The sequence below is a fragment of the Seohaeicola nanhaiensis genome, from assembly GCF_042654245.1.
Lineage (GTDB): Bacteria > Pseudomonadota > Alphaproteobacteria > Rhodobacterales > Rhodobacteraceae > Seohaeicola_A > Seohaeicola_A nanhaiensis.
In genome coordinates, this window is sequence record NZ_JBHSGI010000033.1 from 153,053 (window position 1) to 178,242 (window position 25,190).

At 66.2% G+C, this 25,190-nt stretch carries 25 protein-coding genes; 10 read left to right on the forward strand and 15 right to left on the reverse strand.

What is annotated here, in order from left to right; translation table 11 throughout:
* The first annotated feature begins 180 nt into the window (after positions 1-180).
* The 6 genes from ACFO5X_RS21975 to ACFO5X_RS22000 all read left to right on the forward strand — a co-directional run bounded on the left by ACFO5X_RS21975 (position 181) and on the right by ACFO5X_RS22000 (position 5,891).
* Entirely contained in the window at positions 181-1,272 is a 1,092-nt protein-coding gene (locus tag ACFO5X_RS21975) for a cupin domain-containing protein (RefSeq protein ID WP_380721489.1), read from the forward strand.
* Positions 1,269-1,661 carry a cytidine deaminase gene (locus ACFO5X_RS21980; RefSeq protein ID WP_380721492.1) on the forward strand — a complete coding sequence of 131 codons (393 nt, stop codon included), beginning with the start codon at positions 1,269-1,271 and terminating at the stop codon, positions 1,659-1,661. Before ACFO5X_RS21975 ends, ACFO5X_RS21980 begins: the two co-directional genes overlap by 4 nt.
* 3 nt (positions 1,662-1,664) lie before the next feature.
* Positions 1,665-2,969, forward strand: a complete 1,305-nt coding sequence (locus ACFO5X_RS21985; protein ID WP_380721495.1) for a thymidine phosphorylase — start codon at positions 1,665-1,667, stop codon at positions 2,967-2,969.
* Positions 2,969-4,177: a phosphopentomutase gene (locus ACFO5X_RS21990; protein ID WP_380721498.1), complete on the forward strand. Its 1,209-nt coding sequence runs from the start codon at positions 2,969-2,971 to the stop codon at positions 4,175-4,177. The genes ACFO5X_RS21985 and ACFO5X_RS21990 overlap by 1 nt, the downstream gene beginning before the upstream one ends.
* Before the next feature lie 73 nt (positions 4,178-4,250).
* On the forward strand, positions 4,251-4,883 hold the full coding sequence (gene upp, locus ACFO5X_RS21995; protein ID WP_380721503.1) for a uracil phosphoribosyltransferase: 633 nt from the start codon (positions 4,251-4,253) through the stop codon (positions 4,881-4,883).
* Positions 4,884-4,949: 66 nt separating this feature from the next.
* Positions 4,950-5,891 carry a hypothetical protein gene (locus tag ACFO5X_RS22000; RefSeq protein WP_380721508.1) on the forward strand — a complete coding sequence of 314 codons (942 nt, stop codon included), beginning with the start codon at positions 4,950-4,952 and terminating at the stop codon, positions 5,889-5,891.
* A 4-nt stretch (positions 5,892-5,895) separates the two neighbouring features.
* Here the strand turns inward: ACFO5X_RS22000 and ACFO5X_RS22005 are convergent, their stop codons facing one another.
* Together ACFO5X_RS22005 and ACFO5X_RS22010 are read right to left on the reverse strand one after the other, a co-directional pair.
* A complete protein-coding gene (locus ACFO5X_RS22005) occupies positions 5,896-6,909 on the reverse strand; it encodes a hypothetical protein (RefSeq protein WP_380721512.1) in 1,014 nt (337 codons plus the stop codon).
* Between the two features lie 181 nt (positions 6,910-7,090).
* On the reverse strand, positions 7,091-7,312 hold the full coding sequence (locus ACFO5X_RS22010; RefSeq protein WP_380721514.1) for a hypothetical protein: 222 nt from the start codon (positions 7,310-7,312) through the stop codon (positions 7,091-7,093).
* Between the two features lie 156 nt (positions 7,313-7,468).
* On the opposite strand from ACFO5X_RS22010, the gene ACFO5X_RS22015 reads away from it, so the two are divergent.
* Positions 7,469-8,419, forward strand: a complete 951-nt coding sequence (locus tag ACFO5X_RS22015; RefSeq protein WP_380721517.1) for a LysR family transcriptional regulator — start codon at positions 7,469-7,471, stop codon at positions 8,417-8,419.
* On the opposite strand, the gene ACFO5X_RS22020 is transcribed toward ACFO5X_RS22015, so the two are convergent.
* Complete coding sequence (locus ACFO5X_RS22020) at positions 8,394-10,019, reverse strand: AMP-binding protein (protein WP_380721520.1); 1,626 nt, start codon at positions 10,017-10,019, stop codon at positions 8,394-8,396. The genes ACFO5X_RS22015 and ACFO5X_RS22020 overlap by 26 nt on opposite strands.
* 75 nt (positions 10,020-10,094) lie before the next feature.
* Between ACFO5X_RS22020 and ACFO5X_RS22025 the strand changes: the two genes are divergently transcribed.
* Complete coding sequence (locus ACFO5X_RS22025; RefSeq protein ID WP_380721523.1) at positions 10,095-11,003, forward strand: DMT family transporter; 909 nt, start codon at positions 10,095-10,097, stop codon at positions 11,001-11,003.
* Here the strand turns inward: ACFO5X_RS22025 and ACFO5X_RS22030 are convergent.
* Both ACFO5X_RS22030 and ACFO5X_RS22035 read right to left on the reverse strand, forming a co-directional pair.
* A complete protein-coding gene (locus ACFO5X_RS22030) occupies positions 10,990-11,997 on the reverse strand; it encodes an HWE histidine kinase domain-containing protein (RefSeq protein WP_380721526.1) in 1,008 nt (335 codons plus the stop codon). The two genes, ACFO5X_RS22025 and ACFO5X_RS22030, sit on opposite strands and share 14 nt — an antisense overlap.
* A gap of 402 nt (positions 11,998-12,399) precedes the next feature.
* Positions 12,400-12,546: a hypothetical protein gene (locus tag ACFO5X_RS22035; protein ID WP_380721530.1), complete on the reverse strand. Its 147-nt coding sequence runs from the start codon at positions 12,544-12,546 to the stop codon at positions 12,400-12,402.
* Positions 12,547-12,889: 343 nt separating this feature from the next.
* Here ACFO5X_RS22035 and ACFO5X_RS22040 point away from each other — a divergent pair, with 343 nt between their 5' ends.
* On the forward strand, positions 12,890-13,534 hold the full coding sequence (locus ACFO5X_RS22040) for a sulfotransferase family 2 domain-containing protein (protein WP_380721533.1): 645 nt from the start codon (positions 12,890-12,892) through the stop codon (positions 13,532-13,534).
* Positions 13,535-13,537: 3 nt separating this feature from the next.
* Here the strand turns inward: ACFO5X_RS22040 and ACFO5X_RS22045 are convergent, their stop codons facing one another.
* Positions 13,538-14,749, reverse strand: coding sequence for a polyhydroxyalkanoate depolymerase (locus tag ACFO5X_RS22045; protein WP_380721536.1), 1,212 nt, complete (start codon positions 14,747-14,749; stop codon positions 13,538-13,540).
* A 102-nt stretch (positions 14,750-14,851) separates the two neighbouring features.
* Between ACFO5X_RS22045 and ACFO5X_RS22050 the strand changes: the two genes are divergently transcribed.
* Positions 14,852-15,505 (forward strand): glutathione S-transferase family protein, encoded by a 654-nt coding sequence (locus tag ACFO5X_RS22050; RefSeq protein ID WP_380721538.1) that lies wholly within the window; start codon positions 14,852-14,854, stop codon positions 15,503-15,505.
* A 480-nt stretch (positions 15,506-15,985) separates the two neighbouring features.
* Here ACFO5X_RS22050 and ACFO5X_RS22055 read toward each other — a convergent pair whose 3' ends face one another.
* The 9 genes from ACFO5X_RS22055 to ACFO5X_RS22095 all read right to left on the reverse strand — a co-directional run bounded on the left by ACFO5X_RS22055 (position 15,986) and on the right by ACFO5X_RS22095 (position 25,107).
* A complete protein-coding gene (locus tag ACFO5X_RS22055) occupies positions 15,986-18,187 on the reverse strand; it encodes a 3-hydroxyacyl-CoA dehydrogenase NAD-binding domain-containing protein (protein ID WP_380721541.1) in 2,202 nt (733 codons plus the stop codon).
* 40 nt (positions 18,188-18,227) lie between these two features.
* Positions 18,228-18,689, reverse strand: a complete 462-nt coding sequence (locus ACFO5X_RS22060; protein WP_380721544.1) for a hypothetical protein — start codon at positions 18,687-18,689, stop codon at positions 18,228-18,230.
* Entirely contained in the window at positions 18,689-19,900 is a 1,212-nt protein-coding gene (locus ACFO5X_RS22065; RefSeq protein ID WP_380721547.1) for an acetyl-CoA C-acetyltransferase, read from the reverse strand. Before ACFO5X_RS22065 ends, ACFO5X_RS22060 begins: the two co-directional genes overlap by 1 nt.
* Positions 19,901-19,915: 15 nt before the next feature.
* Positions 19,916-20,554: a glutathione S-transferase family protein gene (locus ACFO5X_RS22070; RefSeq protein WP_380721550.1), complete on the reverse strand. Its 639-nt coding sequence runs from the start codon at positions 20,552-20,554 to the stop codon at positions 19,916-19,918.
* A gap of 268 nt (positions 20,555-20,822) precedes the next feature.
* Positions 20,823-21,947, reverse strand: a complete 1,125-nt coding sequence (locus ACFO5X_RS22075) for an acyl-CoA dehydrogenase family protein (RefSeq protein WP_380722350.1) — start codon at positions 21,945-21,947, stop codon at positions 20,823-20,825.
* Positions 21,948-22,002: 55 nt separating this feature from the next.
* The gene (locus ACFO5X_RS22080) at positions 22,003-22,215 is read right to left on the reverse strand and encodes a hypothetical protein (RefSeq protein ID WP_380721553.1); all 213 of its coding nucleotides are present in this window, start codon (positions 22,213-22,215) and stop codon (positions 22,003-22,005) included.
* Positions 22,216-22,291: 76 nt separating this feature from the next.
* Positions 22,292-24,073: an acyl-CoA dehydrogenase C-terminal domain-containing protein gene (locus tag ACFO5X_RS22085; RefSeq protein WP_380721556.1), complete on the reverse strand. Its 1,782-nt coding sequence runs from the start codon at positions 24,071-24,073 to the stop codon at positions 22,292-22,294.
* Between the two features lie 72 nt (positions 24,074-24,145).
* Positions 24,146-24,544, reverse strand: a complete 399-nt coding sequence (locus ACFO5X_RS22090) for a MerR family transcriptional regulator (protein WP_380721559.1) — start codon at positions 24,542-24,544, stop codon at positions 24,146-24,148.
* Between the two features lie 194 nt (positions 24,545-24,738).
* Positions 24,739-25,107 carry a MerR family transcriptional regulator gene (locus ACFO5X_RS22095; RefSeq protein ID WP_380721562.1) on the reverse strand — a complete coding sequence of 123 codons (369 nt, stop codon included), beginning with the start codon at positions 25,105-25,107 and terminating at the stop codon, positions 24,739-24,741.
* Positions 25,108-25,190 lie beyond the last annotated feature (83 nt).

Sequence of the window (25,190 nt, forward strand, 5' to 3'; positions counted from 1 at the left end):
GGCCTGGCGCGTGTTCTGGCTTTCCGTCACGGCTGTTTCCCCTCTTCGCGAATATAGTTCAGCGTTAAACTATCTCCTGCCCGGAGGACAGGGAACTTTTTGAATCCGTTGTCCGCCGGGCCGTTCTTGCTATTTTTCCTGCGCCCGGTCACTATTTTTCGACAAGCGGAGTTGAGTGTCATGAGCGATACCATAGCCGAGATACGGCTGCCCACGGAAGAATTGCGCGACGATATCCCCTTTTATACGAAAACCCTGGGGATGCGGCTGGACATGATCTATCCGGCCGACGATCCGTCGACCGCGGTCTTCTCGGGGCACGGGCTGCGGCTGCGGATCGAGAAGGGCGCGCCCGAGGCGCCGGGCACGCTGCGGATCCTGACGGAAGACCCCGAGGGCTTTGCCAAGGGGCAGCGCGTTCTGGTGGCGCCGAACGGCACGCGGGTCGAGATCGAGGAGCGCCATCCGCCGGTGGTCATGCCCCGGACCGAGCACGCCTTTGTTGTGCGCCGGCTGGCCGATCAGGCGCCCTGGATCATCGGGCGGGCGGGGATGCAGTATCGCGACCTGATCCCCTCTCGGCTGGGCGGGTCGATCATCGCCAGTCACATCCGCATCCCGGACGGCGGGCCGGTGCCGGACATGGTGCATTATCACAAGGTCGGCTTTCAGCTGATCTTCTGCGTCAACGGCTGGGTGGACGTGGTTTATGAAGACCAAGGACCGAAGATGCGGCTGACGCCGGGGGATTGCTTCATCCAGCCGCCGGAGATCCGGCACCGTGTGCTGGAGGCCAGCGACAATGTGCAGGTGATCGAGATCGGCGTGCCGGCCGAGCATGTAACCGAGATCGACCACGACATGACGCTGCCGACCCCGCACCTGCGCCCCGAGCGGGAATGGCAGGGCCAGCGGTTCGTCTACAACACGGCGGCGGGCGCCGAGTGGGCACCGTTCCGCCTGCCGGGCTTTGTCGCGCGTGATACCACGATTGCCGCCAATACCAGGGGCGTGGCCGGGGTCATGGTGGTGCGCAGGGGCGAGGGTGCGCCGCAATGGGCGGTGCACGACACCGACATCCTGTTCACCTACGTGATGGAGGGGGATGTGACGCTGGAGGGCGAGGGCAAGGACCCATACCGGCTGACCAAGGGCGATGCCTTCGTGATCCCGCCGGGGATGAAGACGCGGCTGTCCGAGGCGAGCGGTGACTTGGAGCTTCTGGAGGTCAGCCTGCCGGGGACATTCAAAACGGAGGTAATCGCGTCATGACCCTGCGGGATGCCGCCATCGCCGTGCGCGAGAATGCCCATGCGCCCTATTCCAACTTCAAGGTGGGCGCGGCGATCCGCGCGGCCTCGGGGACCGTCTATGTCGGCTGCAATGTCGAGAATGTCGCCTATCCCGAGGGCACCTGTGCCGAGGCCGGGGCCATCGCAGCGATGTGCGCGGCGGGCGAGTATGAGATTGCCGAGGTCTATGTGATCGCGGCCTCGCCCTCTCCCGTGCCGCCCTGCGGCGGCTGCCGGCAGAAGCTGGCGGAATTCGGGAAGAGTGCGGTGCCGGTGACGCTGGCCACGACCGCGGGGGCGGAACTGGCGACCAGCATCGGTGCGCTGTTGCCGGGCGCCTTTGGCGCGGGCCACATGGAAGGCAGCTGACTTTTGGATGCCCGGACGATCATCACCAAGCTTCGGCGTCACGAGGTGCCGACGACCGACGAATTGCGCTGGTTCGCGCAAGGTCTGGCGGATCGCAGCGTAAGCGACGCGCAGGCCGGGGCATTTGCCATGGCGGTCTGCATGGGGAGCCTGGGGACCGAGGGTCGCGCCGCGCTGACGCTGGCGATGCGCGACAGCGGGCAAGTGATGCGCTGGCGGCTGCCGGGGCCGGTCATCGACAAGCATTCGACCGGCGGCGTGGGAGACTGCGTTTCGCTGGTCCTCGCGCCGGCGCTGGCGGCTTGCGGCGGCTATGTCCCGATGATCTCGGGGCGCGGACTGGGGCACACCGGGGGGACGCTGGACAAGCTCGAGTCGATCCCCGGCTTTGCGACCATGCTGGGCCGCGAGCGGCTGAGCGAGGTGGTGGCGAAGACCGGCTGCGCCATCGTCGGGGCGACGGCGGATATCGCGCCTGCCGACAAGCGGCTTTATGCGATCCGGGACGTCACCGCGACGGTTGAAAGCCTCGATCTGATCACCGCGTCGATCCTGTCGAAGAAGCTGGCGGCCAGCCCGGATGCGCTGGTGCTGGACGTCAAGGTCGGCTCGGGCGCCTTCATGAAGTCGCCGGAGGAGGCCCGGGCGCTGGCGGTGGCCCTGACCGAGACGGCGACGGCTGCGGGCTGCAAGACAACGGCGGTGATCAGCGACATGAGCCAGCCGCTGGTGCCGGCGCTGGGCAATGCGCTGGAGGTTGCGGAGGTGATGAAGGTGCTGACCGGCGAGGCGTCGGGCCCGCTGGTGCAGATCTGCGTGGCGCTGGGCGGTGTGCTGCTGGCCGATGCGGGGATGGCGGCGGATGTTCAAGAGGGCGCCGACCGGGTCGCGGCGACGCTGAGCAGCGGGCAGGCGGCCGAGCGGTTCGGGCGCATGGTGGCCGCGCAGGGCGGGCCGCTGCGATTCGTGCAGGACTGGGCGCGCTTCCTGCCCGAGGCGAATGTGATCCGCGAGGTGGCCGCGCCGCGTGCGGGCCATGTCGCGGCGATCGACGGCGAGGCACTGGGGCTGGCGGTGGTGGCGCTGGGCGGCGGGCGGCAGGTGGAAAGCGATGTCATCAACCCCGCGGTCGGGCTGAGCGGGCTGGTGCGGCTGGGCGAGAAGGTCGCCAAGGGCCAGCCGCTGGTACAGATCCATGCCGCGCGCGAGGACAGCGCGCTGGCGGCGGAACGCGCCGTGCTGAGGGCGATCACCCTGTCGGAGGAGGCACCGGTGCTGCCCGACCTGATCCGCGAGCGGATCGGCTGATGGCGCGGGCCTTCCTTGTGGTGATGGACAGCGTCGGCATCGGCGGCGCGCCGGATGCCGGGCGGTTCTTCAATGGCGCGGTGCCGGATACCGGGGCCAATACGCTGGGCCATATCGCGCAGGCCTGTGCCGGGGGCCGGGCCGAGGCGGGGCGCAGCGGGCCGTTGCGCGTGCCCAACCTCGCGGCGCTGGGGCTGGGCAAGGCGGTGCGGCTGGCCTCGAAGCTGGACATCGGGCTGACGGGGCCGGTGACGGGGCGGTGGGGCGCGGCGACAGAGCAGTCGCCGGGCAAGGATACTCCCTCGGGTCACTGGGAACTGGCCGGGCTGGTGGTGCCCTGGGACTGGACCTATTTCCCCGACACCGTGCCGGCCTTTCCGGAGGATCTGGCGCGACGCGCGGCCGAGGCGGCGGGGAGCGAGGGTATTCTGGGCAACTGCCACGCCTCGGGGACCGAGATCATCGCGCGGCTTGGGGCCGAGCACATGCGGAGCGGCTGGCCGATCTGCTATACCTCGGCCGACAGCGTGTTTCAGATCGCCGCGCATGAGCAGAGCTTTGGCCTCGACCGCCTGTATGCGATGTGCGAGGCGCTGGCGCCGCATCTGCACGCGATGAAGGTCGGCCGGGTGATCGCGCGGCCCTTCACCGGATCGCCCGAGGCCGGGTTCACCCGCACGACGAACCGGCACGACTATGCGATCCGCCCGCCGGCACCGGTGCTGACGAACTGGGTGCAGGACGCGGGCCGCCGGGTGCATGCGGTGGGCAAGATCGGCGACATCTTCTCGATGGAGGGGATAGACACCCTGTCCAAGGGCGGCGATGCGGAGCTGATGGATCACCTCGCGCGGCTGGTGGACGAAGCGGAGGAGGGCAGCCTGACCTTCGCCAATTTCGTCGAGTTCGACAGCCTTTATGGTCACCGACGCGACGTTTCGGGCTATGCCCGTGCGCTGGAATGGTTCGATGCGCGCATCGGCGCGCTGGTGGAGCGGCTGCGGCCGGGCGATCTGATGGTGCTGACTGCAGATCATGGCAACGATCCAAGCTGGACCGGCAGCGATCACACGCGCGAACGGGTGCCGGTGCTGTGCGCGGGCGTCGGGGCGGGGTCAGTCGGGCAGGTCGGTTTCACCGATGTCGCGGCGAGCATCGCCGCGCATCTGGGCGTGGCGGAGCGGGGGCCGGGGCGGAGTTTTCTCTAGCCGGTCGGCAGGGCGCTTGCCCTTCCTCCGCGAGCGGCCCAAAAGGAAACGGAGCTGGAAACGGAGCGCTGCCATGGCCGAACATCTGACCGTCGTCAATCACCCGCTGGTGCAGCACAAGCTGACCCTCATGCGTGACAAGGAGACGCCGACCGCGGTCTTCCGGCAGCTGCTGCGCGAGATCACCCAGCTGTTGCTCTATGAGGTCACCCGCGAACTGCCGATGACGAAGAAGCCCATCGAGACCCCGCTGGAGGAGATGGATTCGCCGACGCTGGCGGGCAAGAAGCTGGCGCTGGTGTCGATCCTGCGGGCGGGCAACGGGATGCTGGACGGCGCGCTGGAGCTGATCCCCTCGGCCCGCGTCGGCTTTGTCGGGCTGTATCGCGACGAGGAGACGCTGCAGCCGGTGCAGTATTACTTCAAGGTGCCCGAAGCGCTGGAGGACCGGCTGGTGATCGCGGTCGATCCGATGCTGGCGACCGGCAATTCCTCGGCCGCCGCGGTCAAGCTGCTGAAGGATGCGGGCGCGAAGGACATCCGGTTCCTCTGTCTTCTGGCCGCGCCGGAAGGGGTCGCGCGGATGAAGGAGGCGCACCCGGATGTGCAGATCGTCACCGCCTCGCTGGACCGGGGGCTGAACAAGAAGGGCTATATCATGCCCGGGCTCGGAGACGCGGGCGACCGGATGTTCGGCACGAAATAGCCCCGGCCGGGCTTTACTCATTGGGGGAATCGGGCCATCCTGCGCTATATTTCGTAGGGGGATAGCATGCGGGCGGCAAGTGTTGTGGGGATGTGGCTTTTCGCGGCTGCGCTGACCGCGGGCGCCGGCATGGGGCAAGCGGCGGGCAACCCACCGGGGCCGGCCGAAATTCCGCCGTCCTCCTATTCCGAGCGACAGTATGTCGACAGCCGCGGCTGTGTGTTCATCCGTGCCGGGATTGGCGGCGTGGTGACATGGGTGCCGCAGGTGGACCGCAGCCGCGCGCCGGTCTGTGGCCGGGTGCCGTCGCTGAAGGTTGTTGTCGGGGTGCAGAAACCGGTGGCGCGGCGGGTCGTCGTCGCGGCGCCGGCGCTGCGGGTGGTGCCGCAGCATGTGTATGAGGACCGGCAGAACACGCGGAATGTGGCGGTGCCGAAGGGCTATCGTCCGGTGTGGAAAGACGACCGGCTGAACCCGCACCGCGCCGAGCGGACGCTGGCGCCGAGCCTGGCGGTGGCAGTGCCGGCGCCGCCCAAGGGGTATCGCGGGGCCTGGCAGGACGGGCGGCTGAACACGCGGCGGGCGCAGGGCACGGCGGCGGGCGAGGCGGCGATGGGGGCGATCTGGACCGACGAGCTGCCGCGCCGGTTGCAGCCGGGGCCGCCGCCCGCGCGGGTGGTGACGGCGACGAACAACGCCCGCAACGGACGGTCGCCCTATTGGGAGCCGCCGGTGGTGGCGCGGCTGTCCACCCGGTCGGCCGTGGATGCGCCGCCGCCTGCAAAAGCCAGGCCGACCTATGTGCGGGTGGCGACCTATGCGGCGGCGGAGGAGGCGCGCGGCGTGGCCGAGGCGCTGGCGCGGAGCGGGCTGACGATGCGGCTGGGCAAGACCGGGGCGGGCGCCAGCGTGGTGCTGGCCGGACCCTATGCCGGACCGGCCGAGGCACAGGCGGCGCTGGCGGCGGTGCGGCGGGCCGGATACCGGCAGGCGGCGGTGATGCGCTGAGCGGTCAGCCGCCGCAGACGTTCTGAACCTGCACCCAGTCGCGGTCTTTGAGCACCGGGGGCGGCGACTGGCCCGCCATCGGATCGGCCTCGATCAGGCCGATCACCGATTCACCCGTGATGTCGAGCGCCATTGCATAGGGGCGCGATGGCACCTCGGCCTCGGCGAAGGCGGTGAGAAGGGTGTCGTCGGGGATCGCGGGGCGCGGTGCGGCGAGCACCTGTTCGGCGTAGCTGTCGAGCATGTCGCGGCTGACCTCGCCGGTGGTCAGCAGGCGGAAGGTTGCGGGCAGGCCGCCGGCGGCCAGCAAGTCGCCCAGCGGATCGTTCAGGGTGGCGCGGCTGCGCTCGGCCAGGACATAGCCGGCGGCGACTGCGGGGTCTTCGAAGTCCTCGACCAGCGCCTTGTTCAGCAGGACGATGGAGCCCGGCAGGTTCAGGCTGGAGCGGACACCGGCGGGCAATACGACGATCTGGCGCACGCCGGTGCGGCGGGCGAGCCGGGCCAGCGCGGGGGCGCTGGCGGTGGTGCGGCAGGCCCGGCCCGCGACCCGTTCCAGCCGCGCGAGCAGGGCCTCGCCGATCTCCATCCGCTTGACCATGGGCACCACGTCGAGCGCGTGACGACGCATCGCACCGGGCAGCCAGAAGACCAGCAGCCCGATGACCAGGGCCGAGACCGCCAGCGTGCCGACCAGCCGCAGGCGGCCGGGGCGGGGGCGGGCGCGGTCGACGGCGAGGCGGAGCCGTTCCAGTGCGGCGATCATCTCGGTCTCGCCTTCCGCCAGTTCCAGCGTCTCGTCGGGATCGCCGTCGGGGTGGAAGATCGCGGGCAGGTCGCCGGGGTTCTCGCGCTCGATGGCGGCGAGGGACCAGTGGGCAAGCGCCTGGTTGTGGAAATCGGAGATCGTCAGCGTGGCGTCGCCGAGGGATACCACCACCTCGCGGCGCTGGGCGTCGCGGGCGGGCCGCCAGAGGCCGGCGGCCTCGAGTCGCTGGTATTTCGTCAAAGCGGTCATGTCTGGCAGGTCTGCCCGGGCCTTATGTTTTGGGCAAGGTAGCACGGGGCGCAGGGCCGGGGCAAATGGCTTGAGAATCGGTGTCCCAGCTGGGACGGGGGGTCAAGCATCTGAAATCAGGTGATTTTCGTCGAGTGACGTTTTTGGGGGCGGTGCGGGCACTGCCGGGATTCGTTGCCCCTCAGTGGCGGCCGGAGAGGTAGAACATCGCTTCGATCACGGATTCACCGCAGGAGAACCCATCGGGGTGCATGTCCATCAGGCCAAGCGCGAAGTCGCGGCGGTCCTGTTCGGCGGTCCAGGCATCGGCGGCGTCGCTGGGCGGGCTCTCGGTCGCGCGGGCGGGAAGCGGCGGCAACCACGTTGGCGGGCGGAAGCGGAAGAAGAAGGCGGCGGCGGTCATGGCGGGGATCCTTGTGCAGGGTGGCGTTGCAGGGATGATCGCGCGACTCGGGCCGTTGTGGTATCCGCAGAGACATTGAGCGGCTCTTCAGGGATGAAGAGCCGCCTCGGGCGGCAACGGACGGACATTCAGGGCCCATTGCGGGGGGATTGCACCATGACGGGCGCATTCGACGACTGGTCCGGCCTGCGGGTGTTCCTGGCTGTCCTGCGCTGCGGGTCTACGCTGGCCGCCTCGCGCGACCTCGGGATGTCGCAGCCGACCGTGACCCGGCGGATCGACGCGCTGGAGCACAGCCTGTCGCTGAAGCTGTTCGAGCGGGATACGCGGGGCTTTCGCCCGACGCGGGACGCCCTGCGCCTGCAGCCGCTGGCCGAGGCGGTGGAACAGGCGATGGCGGCGTTTGTCGACGGCGCGACGGCGGCGCGCCAGACGATGCTGGAGCCGATCCGCATCACGGCGCCCCGGCTCAACTTCTCGCCGCTGTTCACCGCGATCCTGGCCGAGTTCAGCGCCCAGCACCCGGGAGTCCGCTTTGGTCTGATCTCGTCCTATGCGCTGCTTGACCTTGCCGGAGGAGAGGCGGACGTCGCCATCCGGATCGCGCGGCGGATCAGCGACGAGCGGCTGATCTGTTCGAAGCTGACGGATGTGACCTCGACGCTGTTTGCCTCGCGCGGCTATGCCGAGACCCGTGGGCTGCCCCGGTCCGAGCGCGACTTTGCCGGGCATTCCTTTGTGGTCTACGATCCGTCACCCAGCCCGGACGGGCTGAACGCCTGGCTGATGAAGCGGATTTCGCCCGATCAGATCGTGTCGCGCAGCCAGGATGCGGAATCGGTCTGTGCGGCCATCGCGGCGGGGCTGGGCATCGGTCCGGTGCCGACCTCGCTGGCGGTGGATTATCCGGCGATGATGCCCTGCTTTCCGCCGCCTCAGGAGGTGACGGTTCATTCGTGGCTGTGCATCGCCCAGGACGCCTGGCGGCGGCCGGAGGTGAAGGCCTTTGCCGCCTTCTTTGCGCCGCGCTTTCGCGAGGGCTATGCCGCGCACAAGGCCGAGGGCGAGCGCCGGTGGGCGCTTACGATCCCTTCGCGATCTTCCTGAGTTCGAATTTCTGGATCTTGCCGGTGGAGGTTTTCGGCAACTCCTGGAAGACGACGGCCTTGGGGGTCTTGAAGCCGGCGAGGTGCTGGCGGCAGTAGGTCATGAGGGCGGCGGCATCCGCTGTTGCGCCGGGTTTCAGTTCGACAAAGGCGCAGGGGACTTCGCCCCATTTCTCGTCCGGCTTGGCCACCACGGCGGCGAGGTTCACGTCGGGGTGGCCCATGAGCACGCCCTCGACCTCGACCGAGGAAATGTTCTCGCCGCCCGAGATGATGATGTCCTTGGCGCGGTCGGAGATCTGGATGTAGCCGTCGGGATGCTGGACCGCGATGTCGCCCGAGCGGAAGTAGCCGCCCTTGAAGGCGTCGGCGGTCGCCTCGGGGTTCTTGTAATAGCCTTTCATCACGCCATTGCCGCGGATCGCGATTTCGCCCTGGGTCTTGCCGTCCATCGGGACCTGCGCGCCGGTGTCGTCCACCACGGTGATATGTTCGAAGATCGGCATGGCGACGCCCTGGCGGGCCTTGATCGCGGCGCGTTCAGACCCGCGCAGGCCTTCCCATTGCGCGCCCCAGGTGCATTCGGTAGCGGGGCCGTAGGTCTCGGTCAGGCCGTAGACCTGGGTGATGTTGAAGCCCATCGGTTCGATCTTGGCGAGCGTCGCTGGGGCGGGGGGCGCGCCGGCGGTGAAAACCTCGACGGTCTGATCGAAGCTGCGGCGCTGGTCGGGCGGCGCGTTGATCAGCATGTTGAGCACGATGGGCGCGCCGCCGAAATGGGTCACGCCCTCGTCGGCGATGGCGTCGAAGATGGCCGGGGCGGTGATGTCGCGGCAGCAGACCAGCCGGCCGCCGACCATCGGCATCATCCAGGTGTGGCACCAGCCGTTGCAGTGAAACAGCGGCACGATGGTAAGGTAGCGGGGCCGGAGCACCATGCGCCAGCTGATCACCTGACCCATCGCGTTCAGGTAGGCGCCGCGGTGGTGATAGACGACGCCCTTGGGCCGGCCCGTGGTGCCGGAGGTGTAGTTGAGCGCGATGCTTTCCCATTCGTCCTGCGGCATGATCCAGTCGAAGGCGGGGTCGGCGGCGGCGAGCATGTCCTCGTAGGTCGGGTGGCGTGTGGTGGCGGGGTGGCCGCCGTGGGCGTCGGGCACCTCGACCAGGAGCGGTTTGGGGGCATCCATCTGAGCGATGGCGGCCTCGGCGAGGGGGATGAACTGGGTATCGGCGAGCACCACCTTCGCGCCGCCATGGTCGAGGATATAGGAGACGGTGTCGGTTTCGAGCCGCGTGTTGATCGTGTTGAGGATCGCGCCGCAGGCAGGCACGCCGAAATGCGCCTCGGCCTGGGCGGGCAGGTTGGGGATGAGGGTGGCCACCACGTTGCCGGGTTTCACGCCTTTCGCGGCAAGCGCGGACGCGAGGCGGGTCACGCGGTCGGTATATTCCGCGTAGGTCTTGCGATGGGGGCCGTAGACGACGGCAAGTTCGTCCGGATAGATGCGCGCAGCGCGGCGCAGGGCCGAGAGCGGAGTCAGCGGGACGTAATTTGCGCGCGTACGCTCCAGCCCCGTCTCGTCTGCCATCCAGCCCATCGCACCCTCTCCCAAAATCTGCCGATGTCGTAATGAGGCCAGATATTGCGCCGGGGCCGGTGCAAAGAAAAGCCCATGAATACCGATACGAATGGACAGACCCTGCAGGCCGCGCTGCTGATGGTGGCGGCGATGGCGATCATCGGGGTGATCGACAATTACATCGCGCGGCTGGCCGGAGAGATCGGCCTGTGGCAGTTCCATTTCACCCGGGGGCTGATGACCGTGCCGCTGGTGACGCTGATGTCGCTGGCCGGCTTCGGGACGATGCGGCCGCTGCGGCCCTGGCGGGTGGTGCTGCGCAGCCTGCTCGCCGCGACGGCGATGCTGTGCTACTTCGGCGCGCTGGGGCTGCTGCCGATCGCGCAGGTGCTGGCGGGGCTATATACCTCGCCCATCTTCATCGTGGTGATCACCGGGCTGTTCCTGCGGGTGCGGATCGGGCCCTGGCGGGTGCTGGCGGTGGCGATCGGCTTTGCGGGGACGCTGTTCGTGCTGCAGCCCGATCCGGCGAACTTCCGGCTGGCGATCCTGCTGCCGGTGGCGGGCGGGCTGTTCTATGCGCTGAGCGCCATCGCCACGCGCAGCCTCTGCGCGGGCGAGAGCACGGTGGTGCTGCTGGGCGGGGCGATGCTGGCGCTGATGCTGCTGGGGGCGGGCGGGCTGGTCTGGCTGGCGCTGTTCCCGGTCGAGGCGGCGCCGGGGGCGGAGGGGTTTCTGCAGCGCGGCTGGGTCTGGCCGATGCCGCAGGCGCTGCCCTGGGTGGTGGTGCAGGCGGTCGGATCGGTCGGGGCGGTGTTCCTGATCACGCGGGCCTACCAGCTGGGCGAGCCGTCGCTGGTCGGGGTGTTCGAGTATTCGGTGATGATCTTCGGCCCGCTTTACGCGGTGCTGGTCTTTGCCCAGGGCATCGGGCCGTGGCAGGGGCTGGGGATCGGCCTGATCGTGCTGGCGGGCGCGATTATCGCGGTCAGGAGCCGGTAGCGAGGATTTGGTCGGCCGGCAGATCGATCCGGGCGATCAGACCCTCGGGGCGGTAGTCGAGGTCGATGATGCCGCCAAGCGAGCCGGCCAACACATGCGTGAGCAGCTGGGTGCCGAAGCCGGTGTCGGAGGGCGCCGTGACGGGCGGGCCGTTGGTTTCGGTCCAGGTGAGGACCAGTCGTTTGGTGTCGTCGCCCTCCAGCGTCCATGCGACGGCGACCTGGCCGGCGGGACTGGAGAGGGCGCCGTATTTGGCGGCGTTGGTCGACAGTTCGTGCAGCACGCGAATCATGCTCTGCACTTCCTTGGGATTCAGCGCGAGATCGGGGCCCTTGATCCAGATGCGCCGCTTTCCATCCTCGTCATAGGGGGCTGCGGCGGCCTGAACGAGGGAGGTCAGCGAGGTGCCCTGCCACTGGGCGTCGAGCAGCAGGCCGTGGGCGCGGCCCAGGGCCGAGAGACGGCCGATGAAGGAATCGCGCAGCGGCTGGGCGGCGCCGCGCAGGCTTTGCCGGGCCAGCGACTGGACGAGGGTCAGCACGTTCTTGACGCGGTGGTTCAGTTCCTTGACCAGGATGGACTGCAGCCGCTCGGTGCGTTTGCGTTCGGTGATGCTGTTGAACAGGACGCCGACCCGGTAGAGACAAGGATCATCGAAGGGGAAAGCGAAGACCTCGTATTCTTCGCCCAGTGCGGCGGCGGCGGCCTCGAAGCGGATGGACTGGCCGGTTTTGGCGACATCGCCGTAGGTCCGGAACCAGTGGTCTTCGTGGGTCGGGTGATGCTCGCGCATGGTTTTGGTGGTGGCGTCTTTCAGGCCGGTCTGCTGTTCGAAAGCGGCGTTGACCTCGACGAAGCGGTAGTCGACCGGAATTCCCTTAGGGTCGAAGACCATTTCGATGACGCAGAAACCCTGGTCGATCGCGTTGAACAGCTGGCGGTAGCGGATGCCGTGATTGGCTGCCTGGGGATCGTTCCTGATATGAGACGTCACCGGCACAGTTCCCAATGTGAGATGGTTCTGCGTAGAAACGCGCGCAGTCCGTGCAGGCCAAACCGCTTGGCTTTGGAACAAATGTAGTCCGCTTGATGTGATGTTCCAACAGCAATGAATGGAATTTTCGAATATTAGGGAACCCTTTGTAAAGTATGATCATTTTATGGCCCACCCTTGCCGGGATAGCCAGCGGGATGATTCCTTTTGATCTGCGGAGCGTTGCCGGATTAGGGTCCTGTCCATGATCCTGAGCCCCGGACGCGGTTACGTCTTCGCTTCTATCTAAAGGAGGGCGCAGAGGCAGCGCAAAGCGACCGCGGAAAAGTTCGGGACAGATCGGGGCGTATGACGGCAGGGCTTGAAGCCTTCATTCCGGAGAGAGGATGCGCATCGGGCGGCTCACTCCACCTTCCAGCGGCCCCAGCCGTCGAGATCGCTGTCGCGCTTGTTCGGATAGAATTTCTTTTTATGGGTCAATTCGTAGAAGAGAATTCCATCAATTCCCCTGATGTCTTTTCTCGCCACAGGCCGACGCCACATGCGCATGAACGCTTCGTCGTATTCGTCTCCCCATCTCTCTAAAAAATCTTCAATGAATTCTATGTCCTGGCCATCTCACGGAAAGATTACGTCAAAAAATTCCGGTTCCGCATCAAAGCAATCATAGGCGCAGTTGAGAGCGCCATCGACTATGAGGATCGTTCTAAAAGTCTTCATCTCTTGGTCTTTCGAATCTGTCCAAAGCGAATTGATATCGTAATGCTTGGAGACTTACGACTCACTTCAATAATTTCAAACGGTTTTGCCGCCGTTGGCGTGACGGTAAAGCGGGATGCTCCTGCTCACCGCGGGATTCCCGCCGACCGTCATTTGCGCTAGCCTGCCTCCCATGATCCTGAGCCCCGGACGCGGTTACGTTTTCGTGCATATCCCCAAGACCGGCGGCACCGCGATGGCGCTGGCGCTGGAGGGGCGGGCGATGCGGGACGATATCCTGATCGGGGACACGCCCAAGGCGCGGCGCCGCCGGGGCCGGCTGGAGGGCGTGCGGGCGCGGGGGCGGCTGTGGAAGCATTCGACGCTGGCGGATGTGGAGGGGCTGGTGCCCGATGCGGTGCTGGACGGGCTCTTCTCCTTCACGCTGGTGCGCAATCCCTGGGACCGGATGGTGAGCTATTATCACTGGCTGCGGGGGCAGGGGTTCGATCATCCGGCGGTGCGGCGGGCTAGCGCAATGACCTTCGACGGCTTCGTGACGCATCCCGAGACGCGGGCGGCCTTCGCGGCGATGCCGGCGGCGGCCTACATGCGGCGCAGCGACGGGCGCGAACAGTGCGCGGCCTATGTGCGGATCGAGCATTTGGCCGAGGACATGGCCCCGGTCGAGGCGCATCTCGGGTTCCCGGTCGCGCTGGAGCGGGTTAACGCATCAGCCCGGAGCGCCGATTACCGGGGCTATTACAGTAACGCGGCGGCCGAGGCGGTGGCGACCGCCTGCGCCGAGGATATCACGCGGTTCGGCTACACCTTCTGAGCGCTATTCCATCGCCAGGATCATGTTGCGCACGACGGGGTAGATCTCTTTTTCCCACCGCTTGCCGTTGAACACGCCGTAATGGCCGACGTTGGCCTGGAGGTGGTGGCGCTTCAGGTGCGGGCGCAGCGAGCGGCAGAGGTCGTGGGCCGAGGAGGTCTGGCCCAGCGAGCAGATGTCGTCGCGCCCGCCTTCGACGGTGAGCAGCGCGGTGCGGTGGATCGCGCCGCAGTCGACCGTGCGGCCGCGATAGGTGAAGGTCCCGTTGGCCAGCTGCGCCTGCTGGAAGATCTGGTCGATGGTTTCGACGTAGAATTCCTCGGGCAGGTCGAGCACGGCGAAATATTCGTCGTAAAATTCCTTGATCTTGCGCGCCTCTTCTGTGTCGCCGCGGGCCAGCAGGGCATACATCTTCTGGTGCTGGTCGCGGTGGCGTTTCATGTTCATCGACATGAAGGCGAAAAGCTGGACGAAACCCGGGTAGACCTTGCGCCCCGCGCCGGGATAGCGGCCCGGCACTTCGGCGATGACCTGGCTCTTGAACCATTCGAGCGGCTTCTCGTTGGCGAGATCGTTGACGGTGGTGGGGCTTTCCCGCACGTCGATCGGGCCGGCCATCAGGGTCATCGTGCGCGGGGTCGCGGGGTGCCTGTCCTCGGACATGATCGCGACGGCCGCCAGTGCCTGGACGCAGGGCTGGCAGACGGCGAGGATGTTGTTGTCGGGGCCGATGGCGTCGAGAAAGGTGATGAGGTAGTCGATATAGTCCTCGACCCCGAAGCGCCCGGCCGAAAGCGGCACGTCGCGGGCGTTCTTCCAGTCCGTGATATAGACGTCGTGATCCTGCAGCATGGTGCGCACCGTGCCGGCGAGCAGGGTGGCGAAATGGCCCGACATGGGCGCGACGATCAGGACCTTGGGCTGGGGCGCGTCGATGTCCTTGGCGAAGTGCAGCAGGGTGCCGAAGGGCAGATCGAGCGCGACCTCCTCGCGCACCGCGACGATCTGGTTGCCTGTCTGCACGGTTTCGATGCCCCAGGCGGGGCGGCTGTGGGTCAACTGGTAGCGCGAGAGCATTTCCATCAGCGCGTCGACGGGGCGGGTCAGCTCGTCGAAGGCCTGCATGAAGGGATAGCCGGTGAACCGGGTGCGGGCCGCGAAGGCGCGCAGCGGGGCGAGCAGATCGTCCTGCATCTGATACATCTGGTAGAGCATTCCGGCGTCTCCGCGTGTGAAGGTCTTTTCCAGAAAATTAGTGCACGCCATTTCGCGCTGCGACAGAATTATCTGCAGTGCAGCATTCCGAAGGGACAGGTCATGGCGCGGGCGACACTTACGATTTCATCCAAGAATTATTCGTCCTGGTCGCTGCGCGGCTGGCTGCTGTGCCGGATGGCGGGGCTCGATTTTGTCGAGCAGCCAGTGGACCTGGACGATCCGGAAAACCGGCAGGAACTGCTGCTGCTGGCCCCCTCGGTGCGGGTGCCGCGGCTGAACCATCAGGGGGTGCAGGTCTGGGACACGCTGGCGATTGCCGAGTATCTGCACGAGATCTCGCCCAAGGCGAAGATGCTGCCGGCGGGGATCAAGGCGCGGGCGCATTGCCGGGCGGTGTCGGGGGAAATCCATTCAGGATTTTACAACCTGCGCTCGGCTTTACCCATGAATATCAAGGCGAAACACGAGTCGTTCAAGATTTTCTCGGGCGCGCGGCCGGATGTGGCGCGGGTCAAGGAAATCTGGACGGATTGCCTGACGACCTATGGCGGGCCGTACCTGTTCGGCAAGCCGACCATCGCGGATGCGATGTATGCGCCGGTCTGCACGCGGTTCCGCACCTATGCGGTGGAGCTCGATCCGATGCTGTCCGCCTATTGCGACACGATCTTCGCCTGGGAGCCGATGGTGGAGTGGTGCGCGGCGGCGGTGGCCGAGCCGGACGAGGTGCTGGAGCTGGAGGTGGAGTTCTGAGGCGGGGCCGGGGGTGAGTCTCGGCGCCGCATGGACAAGGGGCCATTTTTGGATCTGCGGCACGCCCGGAAAATGGGCGGAGAGCCTTAGATCTGGGCGGTCGGCATCTTGGCTCTGAGGGGGTGCGAGCTGCGGTTGATTCGATGACGAGGTCTGGCGGTCTTCCGTGGTGCCGGGCTTCGTGCCGGCGATTGAGGGGGGGTGGGCAGATTGCCCACCCTACGTGGTGGATGGATTGACGGCGTTGTCCGGTGGGCAGATTGCCCACCCTACGCGGTGGGTGGATTGACGGCGTTGCCCGGTGGGCAGATTGCCCACCCTACGGGGTGGGTGGATTGACGGCGTTGTCCGGTGGGCAGATTGCCCACCCTACGTGGTGGGTGGATTGACCGCGTTGTCCGTTGGGCAGATTGACCGCCCAACGGTGGAAGGTGGAGAAGCGCCCGTCCGGCGGGCGGGCGCTTGCCTTGGGTTGCGGTCTCAGGCCGCTTTCGTCTCGACCCCGAAACGGCCGTAGAAGGTCTCTCCCTTGTCGGCCATCTCGCGGAGCAGGTCCGGGCACTTGAACCGCTCGCCATAGGCGGCGGTGAGCTGGTCGCAGCGTTCGACGGCGTAGTCGAGGCCGATGATGTCGAGCCAGCTGAACGGGCCGCCGGACCAGGGCGCGAAGCCCCAGGCGAGGATGGCGCCGACGTCGCCTTCGCGGATGTCTTCCAGCACGCCCTCTTCCAGCGCGCGAACGGCCTCCAGAACCTGGGCGAACATCAGCCGCTGCTGCACCTCGATCAGGTCGGGCTGATCCTCGGCCAGCGGATACTTGTCCTGCATCCCCTTCCAGTAGCCGAGGCGCTTGCCGGTCTCGTCGTAGTCGAAGAACCCGGCCTTCGCCTTGCGCCCGAGGCGGCCCTTTTCTTCCATCCAGAAGATCATGTCGTCGGCCGGGCTTTCGGGATAGGCGTTGCCCATCGCGGCCTTGGTCGCGCGGGCGATCTTGGCACCGAGGTCGATGGAGGTTTCGTCGGTCAGCTGGATCGGCCCGACCGGGAAGCCGAGCTGCTGCGCGGCGTGGTCGATCAGCGCGGGGGCGACGCCCTCGGTGATCATCCGCGCGCCTTCATTGACGTAGGGAATGATGCAGCGGTTGCAGTAGAAGAACCGCGCGTCGTTCACCACGATGGGGGTCTTGCGGATCTGGCGGACGTAGTCGAGCGCCTTGGCGACGGCGGTCGGCCCCGTTTCCTTGCCCTTGATGATCTCGACCAGCAGCATCTTCTCGACCGGCGAGAAGAAGTGGATGCCGATGAAATCCTTTTGCCGCGGGAAGGCCCTGGCCAGATCGGTGATCGGCAGGGTCGAGGTGTTGGAGGCGAAGATGCAGGTCTCGGGGATGACGGCGGCGACCTTCTGGGTGATCTCGGCCTTGACTTTCGGATCCTCGAAGACCGCCTCGATGATCAGGTCGCAGCCCTTGAGCGCGTCGAGATCGGGGGTGGCGGTGATGAGGTTCAGCATCGCCTCCTTCTTCTCGGGCGTGACCTTCTTCCGCTGGATGCCCTTGTCGAGATATGCCTCGGTATAGGCCTTGCCCTTGTCGGCGGCGGCCTGGTCACGGTCGATCAGCACGACCTCCATCCCGGCCTGGGCCGAGACCAGCGCGATGCCCGCGCCCATCATGCCGGCGCCGAGCACGCCGAGCTTCTTCACCCGCTGGTCGGGCACGTCCTTGGGCCGCACCGCGCCTTTTTCCAGCGCTTCCTTGTTCAGGAAGAGCGAGCGGATCATTGCGCCCGAAGAGGGGTTCATCAGCACGTGGGTGAACCAGCGCGCCTCGATCTTGAGCGCGGTGTCGAAGTCGACCAGCGCGCCTTCGTAGACGGCCGAGAGTAGTGCCTTGGGGGCCGGGAAGGCGCCCTTGGTCTTGCCGTTGACCATCGCGTTGGCGCCGACGAAGGTCATGAAGCCGGCCGGGTGATAGGGCGCGCCGCCGGGCATCTTGTAGCCCTTGTCGTCCCAGGGTTTGACCAGATCGGCGGGCTTGGCGTTCAGCACCCAGTCCTTTGCGGCCGCGAGCGGGTCTTCGACCACCTCGTCGATGATGCCCGCGCCCTTGGCCTTCTTCGGTTCGACCATCTGGCCTTCCAGCAGGAAGGGCGAGGCGGCCATCGCGCCGAGCTTGCGGGTGAGGCGGGTTGTGCCGCCCGCGCCGGGGAAGATGCCGACCATGATCTCGGGCAGGCCGATGCGTGCTTTCGGGTTGTCGGCGACGAAGATGCGGTGGGTGGCGAGCGGCAGTTCCAGGCCGATGCCGGCCGCGGTGCCGGGCAGGGCGGCGGCGACGGGCTTGCCGCCCTTCTTGGTCTTGCGGTCCATGCCGGCCAGCTCGATCTTGCGCAGCAGGCGGTGCATGGCCATCGTGCCCTCGAAGAGACCCTTGGCCGGGTCGTCACCGGCCTGTTCCTTGAGGGTGGCGAGCAGGTTCAGGTCCATGCCGCCGGCAAAGCTGTCGGGCTTGCCCGAGGTGATGACGATGCCCTTGACGGCCTCGTCGGCCAGGGCGGTGTCAAAGCAGGCCTCGAGTTCGGACAGGCCGTCGAGGGACATCACGTTCATGGATTTGCCGGGGCAGTCCCAGGTGATGATGGCAACGCCGTCGGCGTCGGTTTTCAGGGTGAAATCGGTCATGTCTGTTTCCCTTGTGTGGGTCGAAGGCGGCGCGCCGGTGTCAGTGCGGGGCAAAGTCGGGATGCACCGGTGGGGCGACGGTATAGACGCCCTTTTCGGTCAGTTTCATCCGTTCGTGCCAGTCATACATCCCGACGCTGGCGGTTGCCGAGATGGCGCACCAGCGGCCGCGGACCTTGCGGACGGTCATGCAGGTCAGATAGGGATCGACCGGTTGTCCGTCCTCGCGCACCGGCTGGGTTTCGAAGATGAAGCTGGCCAGCGACTCGCCCAGCATGGTGGACGAGACCACCTTCGCTGAGGCGTCGACGAAGCCCATCTTGAAGAAGCCCATGCGGAAGAGGTGGAAATTGTCCACCAGTTCGGATTGGCGCACGAAGAAATGCGAGCCGGCCGCGGTATTGATCAGATAGGGCAGGTCGATCAGCGGAAGATAGGATTCGAGGTCATCCCGCCGGATGGCATCGATGATCTTGTCGATGAAGGACTGGAAGTTCGCCATCACACGCGCTCCAGAACTGCGGCCGCTCCCATGCCCGAGGCGATGCAGAGGGTGGCCAGGCCGGTTTCCTTGTCGGAACGCTCCATCTCGTCCAGCAGCGTGCCGATGATCATTGCGCCGGTGGCGCCCAATGGGTGGCCCATGGCGATAGAGCCGCCGTTGACGTTGACGCGTGTGTCGTCCACGTCGAAGGCCTGCATGAAGCGCAGGACGACGGCGGCAAAGGCCTCGTTCACCTCGAAGAGGTCAATGTCGGAGATCTTCATCCCGGTCTCGCGCAGCACCTTTTCAGTGACGGGCACAGGGCCGGTCAGCATGATCGTCGGGTCGGTGCCGATCTTGGCGGTGTGGCGGATGCGGGCGCGGGGCTTGAGGCCCCATTTCTCGCCAAAAGCCTTGCTGCCGATCAGCACGGCGGCGGCACCGTCGACGATTCCGCTCGAGTTGCCGGCGTGGTGGATGTGGTTGATCTTTTCGAGGTGCGGGTATTTCAGCATAGCCACCTTGTCGAAGCCCGGCATCACCTCGCCCATGGCCTGGAAGCTGGCGGTGAGCGCACCCAGCGTCTGCATCGTGGTTTCGGGGCGCATGTATTCGTCGCGGTCGAGGATGGTCAGGCCGTTCTGGTCCTTTACGGTGATGACGGATTTGTCGAACCGCCCCTCGTCCCAAGCCTGTTTGGCGCGCTTCTGGGATTGCACCGCCAGCGCGTCGGCCTGATCGCGGGTAAAGCCGTATTCGGTGGCGATGATGTCGGCGGAGATGCCCTGCGGGACGAAGTATTTCTCCATCGCCAGCGTCGGGTCCACGGCGATGGCCGCGCCGTCGCTGCCCATGGCCACGCGGCCCATCATCTCGACGCCGCCGGCGATGTATCCGTCGCCCGCGCCGCCGCGCACCTGGTTGGCGGCAAGGTTCACCGCCTCCATGCCGGAGGCGCAGAAGCGGTTGATGGCGAGGCCGGGGATACGTTCGTCGAGATCCGAGGCCAGGACCGCCGAGCGGGCAAGGCAGCCGCCCTGCTCCATCACCTGCGTGACGTTGCCCCAGATCACGTCCTCGACGGCGTGACCGTCGAGGTTGTTGCGCTCTTTCAGGGCATTCAGCGTCAGGGCGGAGAGCCGCAGGCTGGTCAGTTCGTGCAGGCTGCCGTCGGCGCGGCCCTTGCCGCGCGGGGTGCGGATGGCGTCATAGATATAGGCGTCGGTCATGGTGCGGTCCTTTCTTCAGAGGCCTCGGTCCGAGGGGCGGCCGGGCATCAGGTCGTAGGGGTGTTTCCAGCCGGGCAGCGCGGCGATGCGGTCGAGCCAGGCGTCGATATGGGGCCAGTCCTTGCGGTCGAAGCCGAAGGGTTCGGGGTAGTAGAGATAGCCGCAGCAGGAGAGATCGGCGTTGGTGATCGCGTCGCCGACGATCCAGTCGCGGCCATCGAGGTGATTGTTGAGGACGGCATAGGCGGCCTTGAGCCGGCCTTTGGCAAAGTCGATCACATCCGGGTTGCGGTGCTTTTCGGGCAGGAAGTTGATCATGAAGCGGGTCATGCCGGCCTGGGAAGAAAGTTTGTGGTTGTCCCAGAGCACCCAGCGCAGCACCTCGTATTTCTCGGCCTGAGAGGTGCCGCCGAACTTGCCGGTCTTGTCGGTGACATATTGCTGGATGACGCCGGATTGCGACAGCTTCACATCGCCGTCGACCATCACCGGCGCCTCGCCCATCTCGTTGATGGCGCGGTATTCCGGGGTGCGGGCGGCACCGTTGAAGAAATCGACGAAGACCGGTTCCCAGTCGAGCCCGGAGAGCTGGAGCGCCAGCGCCGCCTTGTAGGAGTTGCCGCTTTCGCCGAAGCAGTAGAGTTGGATCGTCATTCCCTTGCCCTCCCCGGGCGCGCTGGTGTGGTCTGTTGCATCGGGATTTCACACCCCGTCGCCATTGTCTGTTAAGGTCGATGCGGTCGCGTCAGGGGTGCGGTACAGGCTGGAGAGCCGATGACTGCAAGAGGAGAAGCCCCGCCGTCCGCCGCGAGAGGCAGCGCGCCGGATCGGCGCCGGATGTCGGGGTTGACCTGACTGCATCTTCTTCTCTTTCCAAATACTCCCGCCGGAGGCGATCCTGTCCTTGCCACGCGCGCGCCGGTCACAGGGCGCGCGCGATCAGTTCCTTCATGATCTCGTTGGTGCCGCCGTAGATTCGCTGCACACGTGCATCGGCCCACATGGCGCCCACTTCGTATTCCATCATGAAACCATAGCCGCCGTGAAGCTGCACGCAGTCGTCCAGCACCTGTCCCTGCGCCTCGGAGGACCAGAGCTTGATCATCGCGGCCTTGTCGACGGTCAGCCTTCCTTCGAGGTGTTCGGTCATGCATTCGTTGAGGAAGGCTCGGCTGACCATGGTGCGGGTCTTGCATTCCGCAAGCTTGAACCGGGTGTTCTGGAACTGGGTCAGCGGGCCCTTGAAGGCCTCGCGTTCCTGGCAGTAGCTGATGGTGCGCTCCAGCGCGCCTTCCATGGCGCCCTGGGCGGTGCAGGCGATGGTGAGCCGTTCCTGCGGCAGCTGCTGCATCATCTGGTAGAAGCCCTGGCCTTCGGCGCCACCGAGCACGTTTTCGGGGGGGATTTCGACGTTGTCGAAGAAGAGTTCCGACGTGTCCGAGACGCGCAGTCCGACCTTGTCGAGCTTGCGGCCGCGCTGGAAGCCTGTCGCGCCGTCCGTCTCGACCACCATCAGAGAGACGCCCTTGGCGCCGAGCGAGGGATCGGTCTTGGCCGCGACCACGATCAGGTTGGCGTGCTGACCGTTGGAAATGAAGGTCTTCTGGCCGGAGAGGCGATAGGAGTTGCCCTCTTTCACCGCCCTGGTTTTGATCGCCTGCACGTCAGAACCGGTGGAGGGTTCGGTCATTGCCAGCGCGCCGACCAGTTCGCCCGAGACCATCCGGGGCAGCCAGCGCTGTTTCTGCTCTTCCGAACCGTAGTTCAGGATGTAATGGGCCACGATGGGGCCGTGGATCGCGGCGCCCCAGCCGGCGAGGTTGGCGCGGGCCGCTTCGATCAGGATCGCGGCCTCGTGGCCGAAGTCGCCGCCGGCGCCGCCATATGCCTCGGGGATCGAGGGGCAGAGCAGGCCGAGCGCGCCGGCCTGCTGCCAGCAGGAGCGGTCCATCTCGCCCTGCGCGCGCCAGCGCTCGTACTGGGGTACCCATTCCCGGGTGATGAAATCGGCCGCCAGTTCGGCGGTCATGCGATGCTCGTCGGTCATCCAGGTGGATGTGGCGGCAAAGGTGTCTTTCAACAGCGTCCCTCCCCAGGGTCTTTCAGCGTTTTCGGGCGTCGATCTCGTCGTTGAACAGCCGCAGCCGGGTGGCCAGCTTGTCGTGGTCGATCACCGAAGTGAAGTTCTCGAACAGGAACGACAGGGCCTCGCCCTCGTCAAGCCCGGCCTCGGCCGAGAAGGATTTCAGCCGGCGATAGCCGTCTTCGGTCATGGCGACCGGGAAACGGCGGGTCAGGCGGAAGCGTTTGGGCATGTCGGGTCCTCGTCGCATCGGCAGGGCGGGGCGTGCCCCGCCGCCACCGGAGGGCGGGGTTGCCCCCGCAGTACCGTCAGAATTGTGCCGCGTCGAGCGCCATGACGGTATCTGCCCCGGAGCTGATACGTGCAAGATGCATTCCGGTCGCAGGAAGCTGGCGCGCCATGTAGTAGCGTCCGGTGGCCAGCTTGATTTCGTGGAATTCGGCATCCGAGGTGCCGGCGGCCAGTGCCTCCATCGAGGCCTTCGCCATGCGCGCCCACATCAGGCCGAGGCAGACGTGGCCGAAGAGGTGCATGAAGTCATAGGAACCGGCGAGCGCGTGGTTGGGGTTCTTCATGCCGTTCTGCATGAAATACATGCCCGCCGCCTGCAGGTCCTTCGAGGCCTTCTTGAGCGGTTCGAGGAAGTCGCGGTCGAAGGCTTCGTCCTGGCCGGCGTTGTCCTTGGCGAAGGATTTGACCAGATCGAAGAAGGCCATGACGTGCTTGCCGCCGTCCGCCGCCAGCTTGCGGCCCACGAGGTCGAGCGCCTGAACACCGTTGGCGCCCTCGTAGATCTGGGCGATGCGGGCGTCGCGGGTGAACTGCGACATGCCGGTCTCTTCGATATAGCCGTGGCCGCCGTAGACCTGCTGGGCCTGAACGGTGCAGTCATAGCCCTTGTCGGTCAGGAAGCCCTTGATGACCGGGGTGAGCAGGGAAATCAGGCCATCGGCCTCCTTGTCGCCGCTGCGGTGGGCGCGGTCGATCAGCGATGCGCCCCAGAGCAGGAAGGCGCGGGCGCCTTCGACAAAGCTTTTCTGGTCCATCAGGTTGCGGCGGATGTCGGGGTGGACGATCAGCGGATCGGCGGGGCCGTCGGGGTTCTCGGCGCCGGTGACGGCGCGGCCCTGGAGGCGTTCCTTGGCATAGTCGAGCGCGTTCTGATAGGCGACGTCGGCCTGGCTGAGGCCCTGCATGCCGACGCCGATCCGGGCCTCGTTCATCATCGTGAACATGGCGCGCATGCCCTTGTGTTCCTCGCCCAGCAGCCAGCCGGTAGCGCCGTCGTAGTTCATCACGCAGGTGGCGTTGCCGTGGATGCCCATCTTTTCCTCGAGCTTGCCGCAGGCCAGCGCGTTGCGCTCGCCGAGGCTGCCGTCTTCCTTGACGAGGAATTTCGGGACGATGAAGAGCGAGACGCCCTTGATGCCCTCGGGTCCGCCGACGATCTTGGCGAGCACGAGGTGAACGATGTTGTCGGCCAGATCATGTTCGCCGGCGGAGATGAAGATCTTCTGCCCGGTGATCTTGTAGGACCCGTCGGCCTGCGGCTCGGCCTTGGTGCGCATCAGCCCGAGGTCGGTGCCGCACTGGGGCTCGGTCAGGTTCATCGTGCCGGTCCAGTCGCAGGCGACCATCGGCGGCAGATAGGTGGCCTTCTGCTGGTCTGAACCATGGGCGAGGATCGCCGAGGCGGCGCCGTGGGTCAGGCCCTGATACATGGTGAAGGCGTGGTTGGCGGCCGAGAAATACTCGCCCACGGCGGTGCCAATGATGTAGGGCATGTTCTGGCCGCCGAATTCCTCGGGCATGTCCAGACCCGGCCAGCCGCCTTCCTTGACCTGATCGAAGGCCGCCTTGAAGCCTTTCGGCGTGCGCACGACGCCGTTTTCGAGATGGCAGCCCTCGGTATCGCCGACCGCGTTCAGCGGGTGCAGCACTTCGGAGCTGATCTTGCCGGCCTCCTCGAGGATCGCGGCGGTGAAATCGGGTTCCAGATCGGCATAGCCCGGGATGTCCTGCGCGGTCACCTTCAGCACGTCGTGCAGAAGGAACTGCATGTCCTTGGTCGGGGCGGTGTAGCGGGTCATCCGGGGGTCTCCTCCGTCTTGGGCGATACTTGCGATGTTGCGGTGCGGGCCGGGGCCGCGCGGCCGCCGAGATTACTCGGCGGCGTTCTTCTGGTCGGCGGCGGCGATCATCTGGCGGCCCCATTCGAGCTGTTCCTTGAGCTCGTCAATGGCGGCGGTCAGGTCGTCGCGCTGTCGTTCCATCGCGGCCAGCCGCTGCTGGGCGATCTCGTAGGTGCGCTGCAGCTGGGTGTGCTGCTGGTCGCCCATCTGGTAGAGGTCGAGCAGCTGACGGATCTCTTCCAGGCTGAAGCCGAAGCGCTTGCCGCGCAGGATCAGCTTGAGCCGCGCGCGGTCGCGCTTGGTGAAAAGCCGCTTCTGGCCCTGGCGGATCGGGGCGAGCAGTTCCTTGGCTTCGTAGAAGCGCAGGGTGCGGGCGGTCACGTCGAAGGCCTCGCACATCTCGCTGATGGTCATGGTTGTTTCAGTCATAAGACTCACTCTGGTCGATAAGTATCTAAGGGCCAGATGTTGCGATCGGCTTTCGATTACAACACTGGTTGACGTTTACGTAAGCGCTACGTCACGTCACTTTGGGGTTGACGTAAGAGTATTTCACGGCATCCCGGCAGGCCGCAACTTTGCAACCCGGAAACGGGCTGGTTTCCGCTGGCGGCGGGGTTGTTTCAGCTAAGATTCGCGGCGGTTTCCTGGCGCAGGGCGGTCAATTCGGCCATCGCCTCGTCGATCTGGGCGCGCTGGTCGGCGAGGTCTTTCAGTTGGCGGTCGGCCATGTCGAGAAAGGCGCGCATCTGCGCCTTTGTGCCTTCCTTGCCGTAGATCAGGAGCCACTGGCGGATGTCCTCGAGCTGAAACCCGAAGCGGCGGCCGCGCAGGATCAGCTTCATCCGCGCCTGTTCGCGAGGCCCGTAGAACCGCGAGCGTCCCTCGCGGTCGGGGCACAGCAGTTCGATATACTCGTAATATCGCAAGGTCCGTGGGGTCACGTCGAAGCGTGCGCACATTTCCTTGAACGACAGGCGTGCCTCGGACATCGCCACCCTCATTGTCTTACCGATTGTCTTGCTTGCGCAGCGCAACCGTAAGTCGACGCAACGGCAAGCGCAACGGGTGGGCT

What these genes read in the sequence shown, in the direction of transcription:
- ACFO5X_RS21975 (WP_380721489.1), top strand. Translation starts at nt 181, where the DNA reads ATGAGCGATACCATAGCCGAGATACGGCTGCCCACGGAAGAATTGCGC.
- ACFO5X_RS21980 (WP_380721492.1), top strand. Translation starts at nt 1,269, where the DNA reads ATGACCCTGCGGGATGCCGCCATCGCCGTGCGCGAGAATGCCCATGCG.
- ACFO5X_RS21990 (WP_380721498.1), top strand. Translation starts at nt 2,969, where the DNA reads ATGGCGCGGGCCTTCCTTGTGGTGATGGACAGCGTCGGCATCGGCGGC.
- upp (WP_380721503.1), top strand. Translation starts at nt 4,251, where the DNA reads ATGGCCGAACATCTGACCGTCGTCAATCACCCGCTGGTGCAGCACAAG.
- ACFO5X_RS22000 (WP_380721508.1), top strand. Translation starts at nt 4,950, where the DNA reads ATGCGGGCGGCAAGTGTTGTGGGGATGTGGCTTTTCGCGGCTGCGCTG.
- ACFO5X_RS22005 (WP_380721512.1), bottom strand. Translation starts at nt 6,909, where the DNA reads ATGACCGCTTTGACGAAATACCAGCGACTCGAGGCCGCCGGCCTCTGG.
- ACFO5X_RS22010 (WP_380721514.1), bottom strand. Translation starts at nt 7,312, where the DNA reads ATGACCGCCGCCGCCTTCTTCTTCCGCTTCCGCCCGCCAACGTGGTTG.
- ACFO5X_RS22015 (WP_380721517.1), top strand. Translation starts at nt 7,469, where the DNA reads ATGACGGGCGCATTCGACGACTGGTCCGGCCTGCGGGTGTTCCTGGCT.
- ACFO5X_RS22020 (WP_380721520.1), bottom strand. Translation starts at nt 10,019, where the DNA reads ATGGGCTGGATGGCAGACGAGACGGGGCTGGAGCGTACGCGCGCAAAT.
- ACFO5X_RS22025 (WP_380721523.1), top strand. Translation starts at nt 10,095, where the DNA reads ATGAATACCGATACGAATGGACAGACCCTGCAGGCCGCGCTGCTGATG.
- ACFO5X_RS22035 (WP_380721530.1), bottom strand. Translation starts at nt 12,546, where the DNA reads ATGCGCATGTGGCGTCGGCCTGTGGCGAGAAAAGACATCAGGGGAATT.
- ACFO5X_RS22040 (WP_380721533.1), top strand. Translation starts at nt 12,890, where the DNA reads ATGATCCTGAGCCCCGGACGCGGTTACGTTTTCGTGCATATCCCCAAG.
- ACFO5X_RS22045 (WP_380721536.1), bottom strand. Translation starts at nt 14,749, where the DNA reads ATGCTCTACCAGATGTATCAGATGCAGGACGATCTGCTCGCCCCGCTG.
- ACFO5X_RS22050 (WP_380721538.1), top strand. Translation starts at nt 14,852, where the DNA reads ATGGCGCGGGCGACACTTACGATTTCATCCAAGAATTATTCGTCCTGG.
- ACFO5X_RS22055 (WP_380721541.1), bottom strand. Translation starts at nt 18,187, where the DNA reads ATGACCGATTTCACCCTGAAAACCGACGCCGACGGCGTTGCCATCATC.
- ACFO5X_RS22060 (WP_380721544.1), bottom strand. Translation starts at nt 18,689, where the DNA reads ATGGCGAACTTCCAGTCCTTCATCGACAAGATCATCGATGCCATCCGG.
- ACFO5X_RS22065 (WP_380721547.1), bottom strand. Translation starts at nt 19,900, where the DNA reads ATGACCGACGCCTATATCTATGACGCCATCCGCACCCCGCGCGGCAAG.
- ACFO5X_RS22070 (WP_380721550.1), bottom strand. Translation starts at nt 20,554, where the DNA reads ATGACGATCCAACTCTACTGCTTCGGCGAAAGCGGCAACTCCTACAAG.
- ACFO5X_RS22075 (WP_380722350.1), bottom strand. Translation starts at nt 21,947, where the DNA reads ATGACCGACGAGCATCGCATGACCGCCGAACTGGCGGCCGATTTCATC.
- ACFO5X_RS22080 (WP_380721553.1), bottom strand. Translation starts at nt 22,215, where the DNA reads ATGCCCAAACGCTTCCGCCTGACCCGCCGTTTCCCGGTCGCCATGACC.
- ACFO5X_RS22085 (WP_380721556.1), bottom strand. Translation starts at nt 24,073, where the DNA reads ATGACCCGCTACACCGCCCCGACCAAGGACATGCAGTTCCTTCTGCAC.
- ACFO5X_RS22090 (WP_380721559.1), bottom strand. Translation starts at nt 24,544, where the DNA reads ATGACTGAAACAACCATGACCATCAGCGAGATGTGCGAGGCCTTCGAC.
- ACFO5X_RS22095 (WP_380721562.1), bottom strand. Translation starts at nt 25,107, where the DNA reads ATGTCCGAGGCACGCCTGTCGTTCAAGGAAATGTGCGCACGCTTCGAC.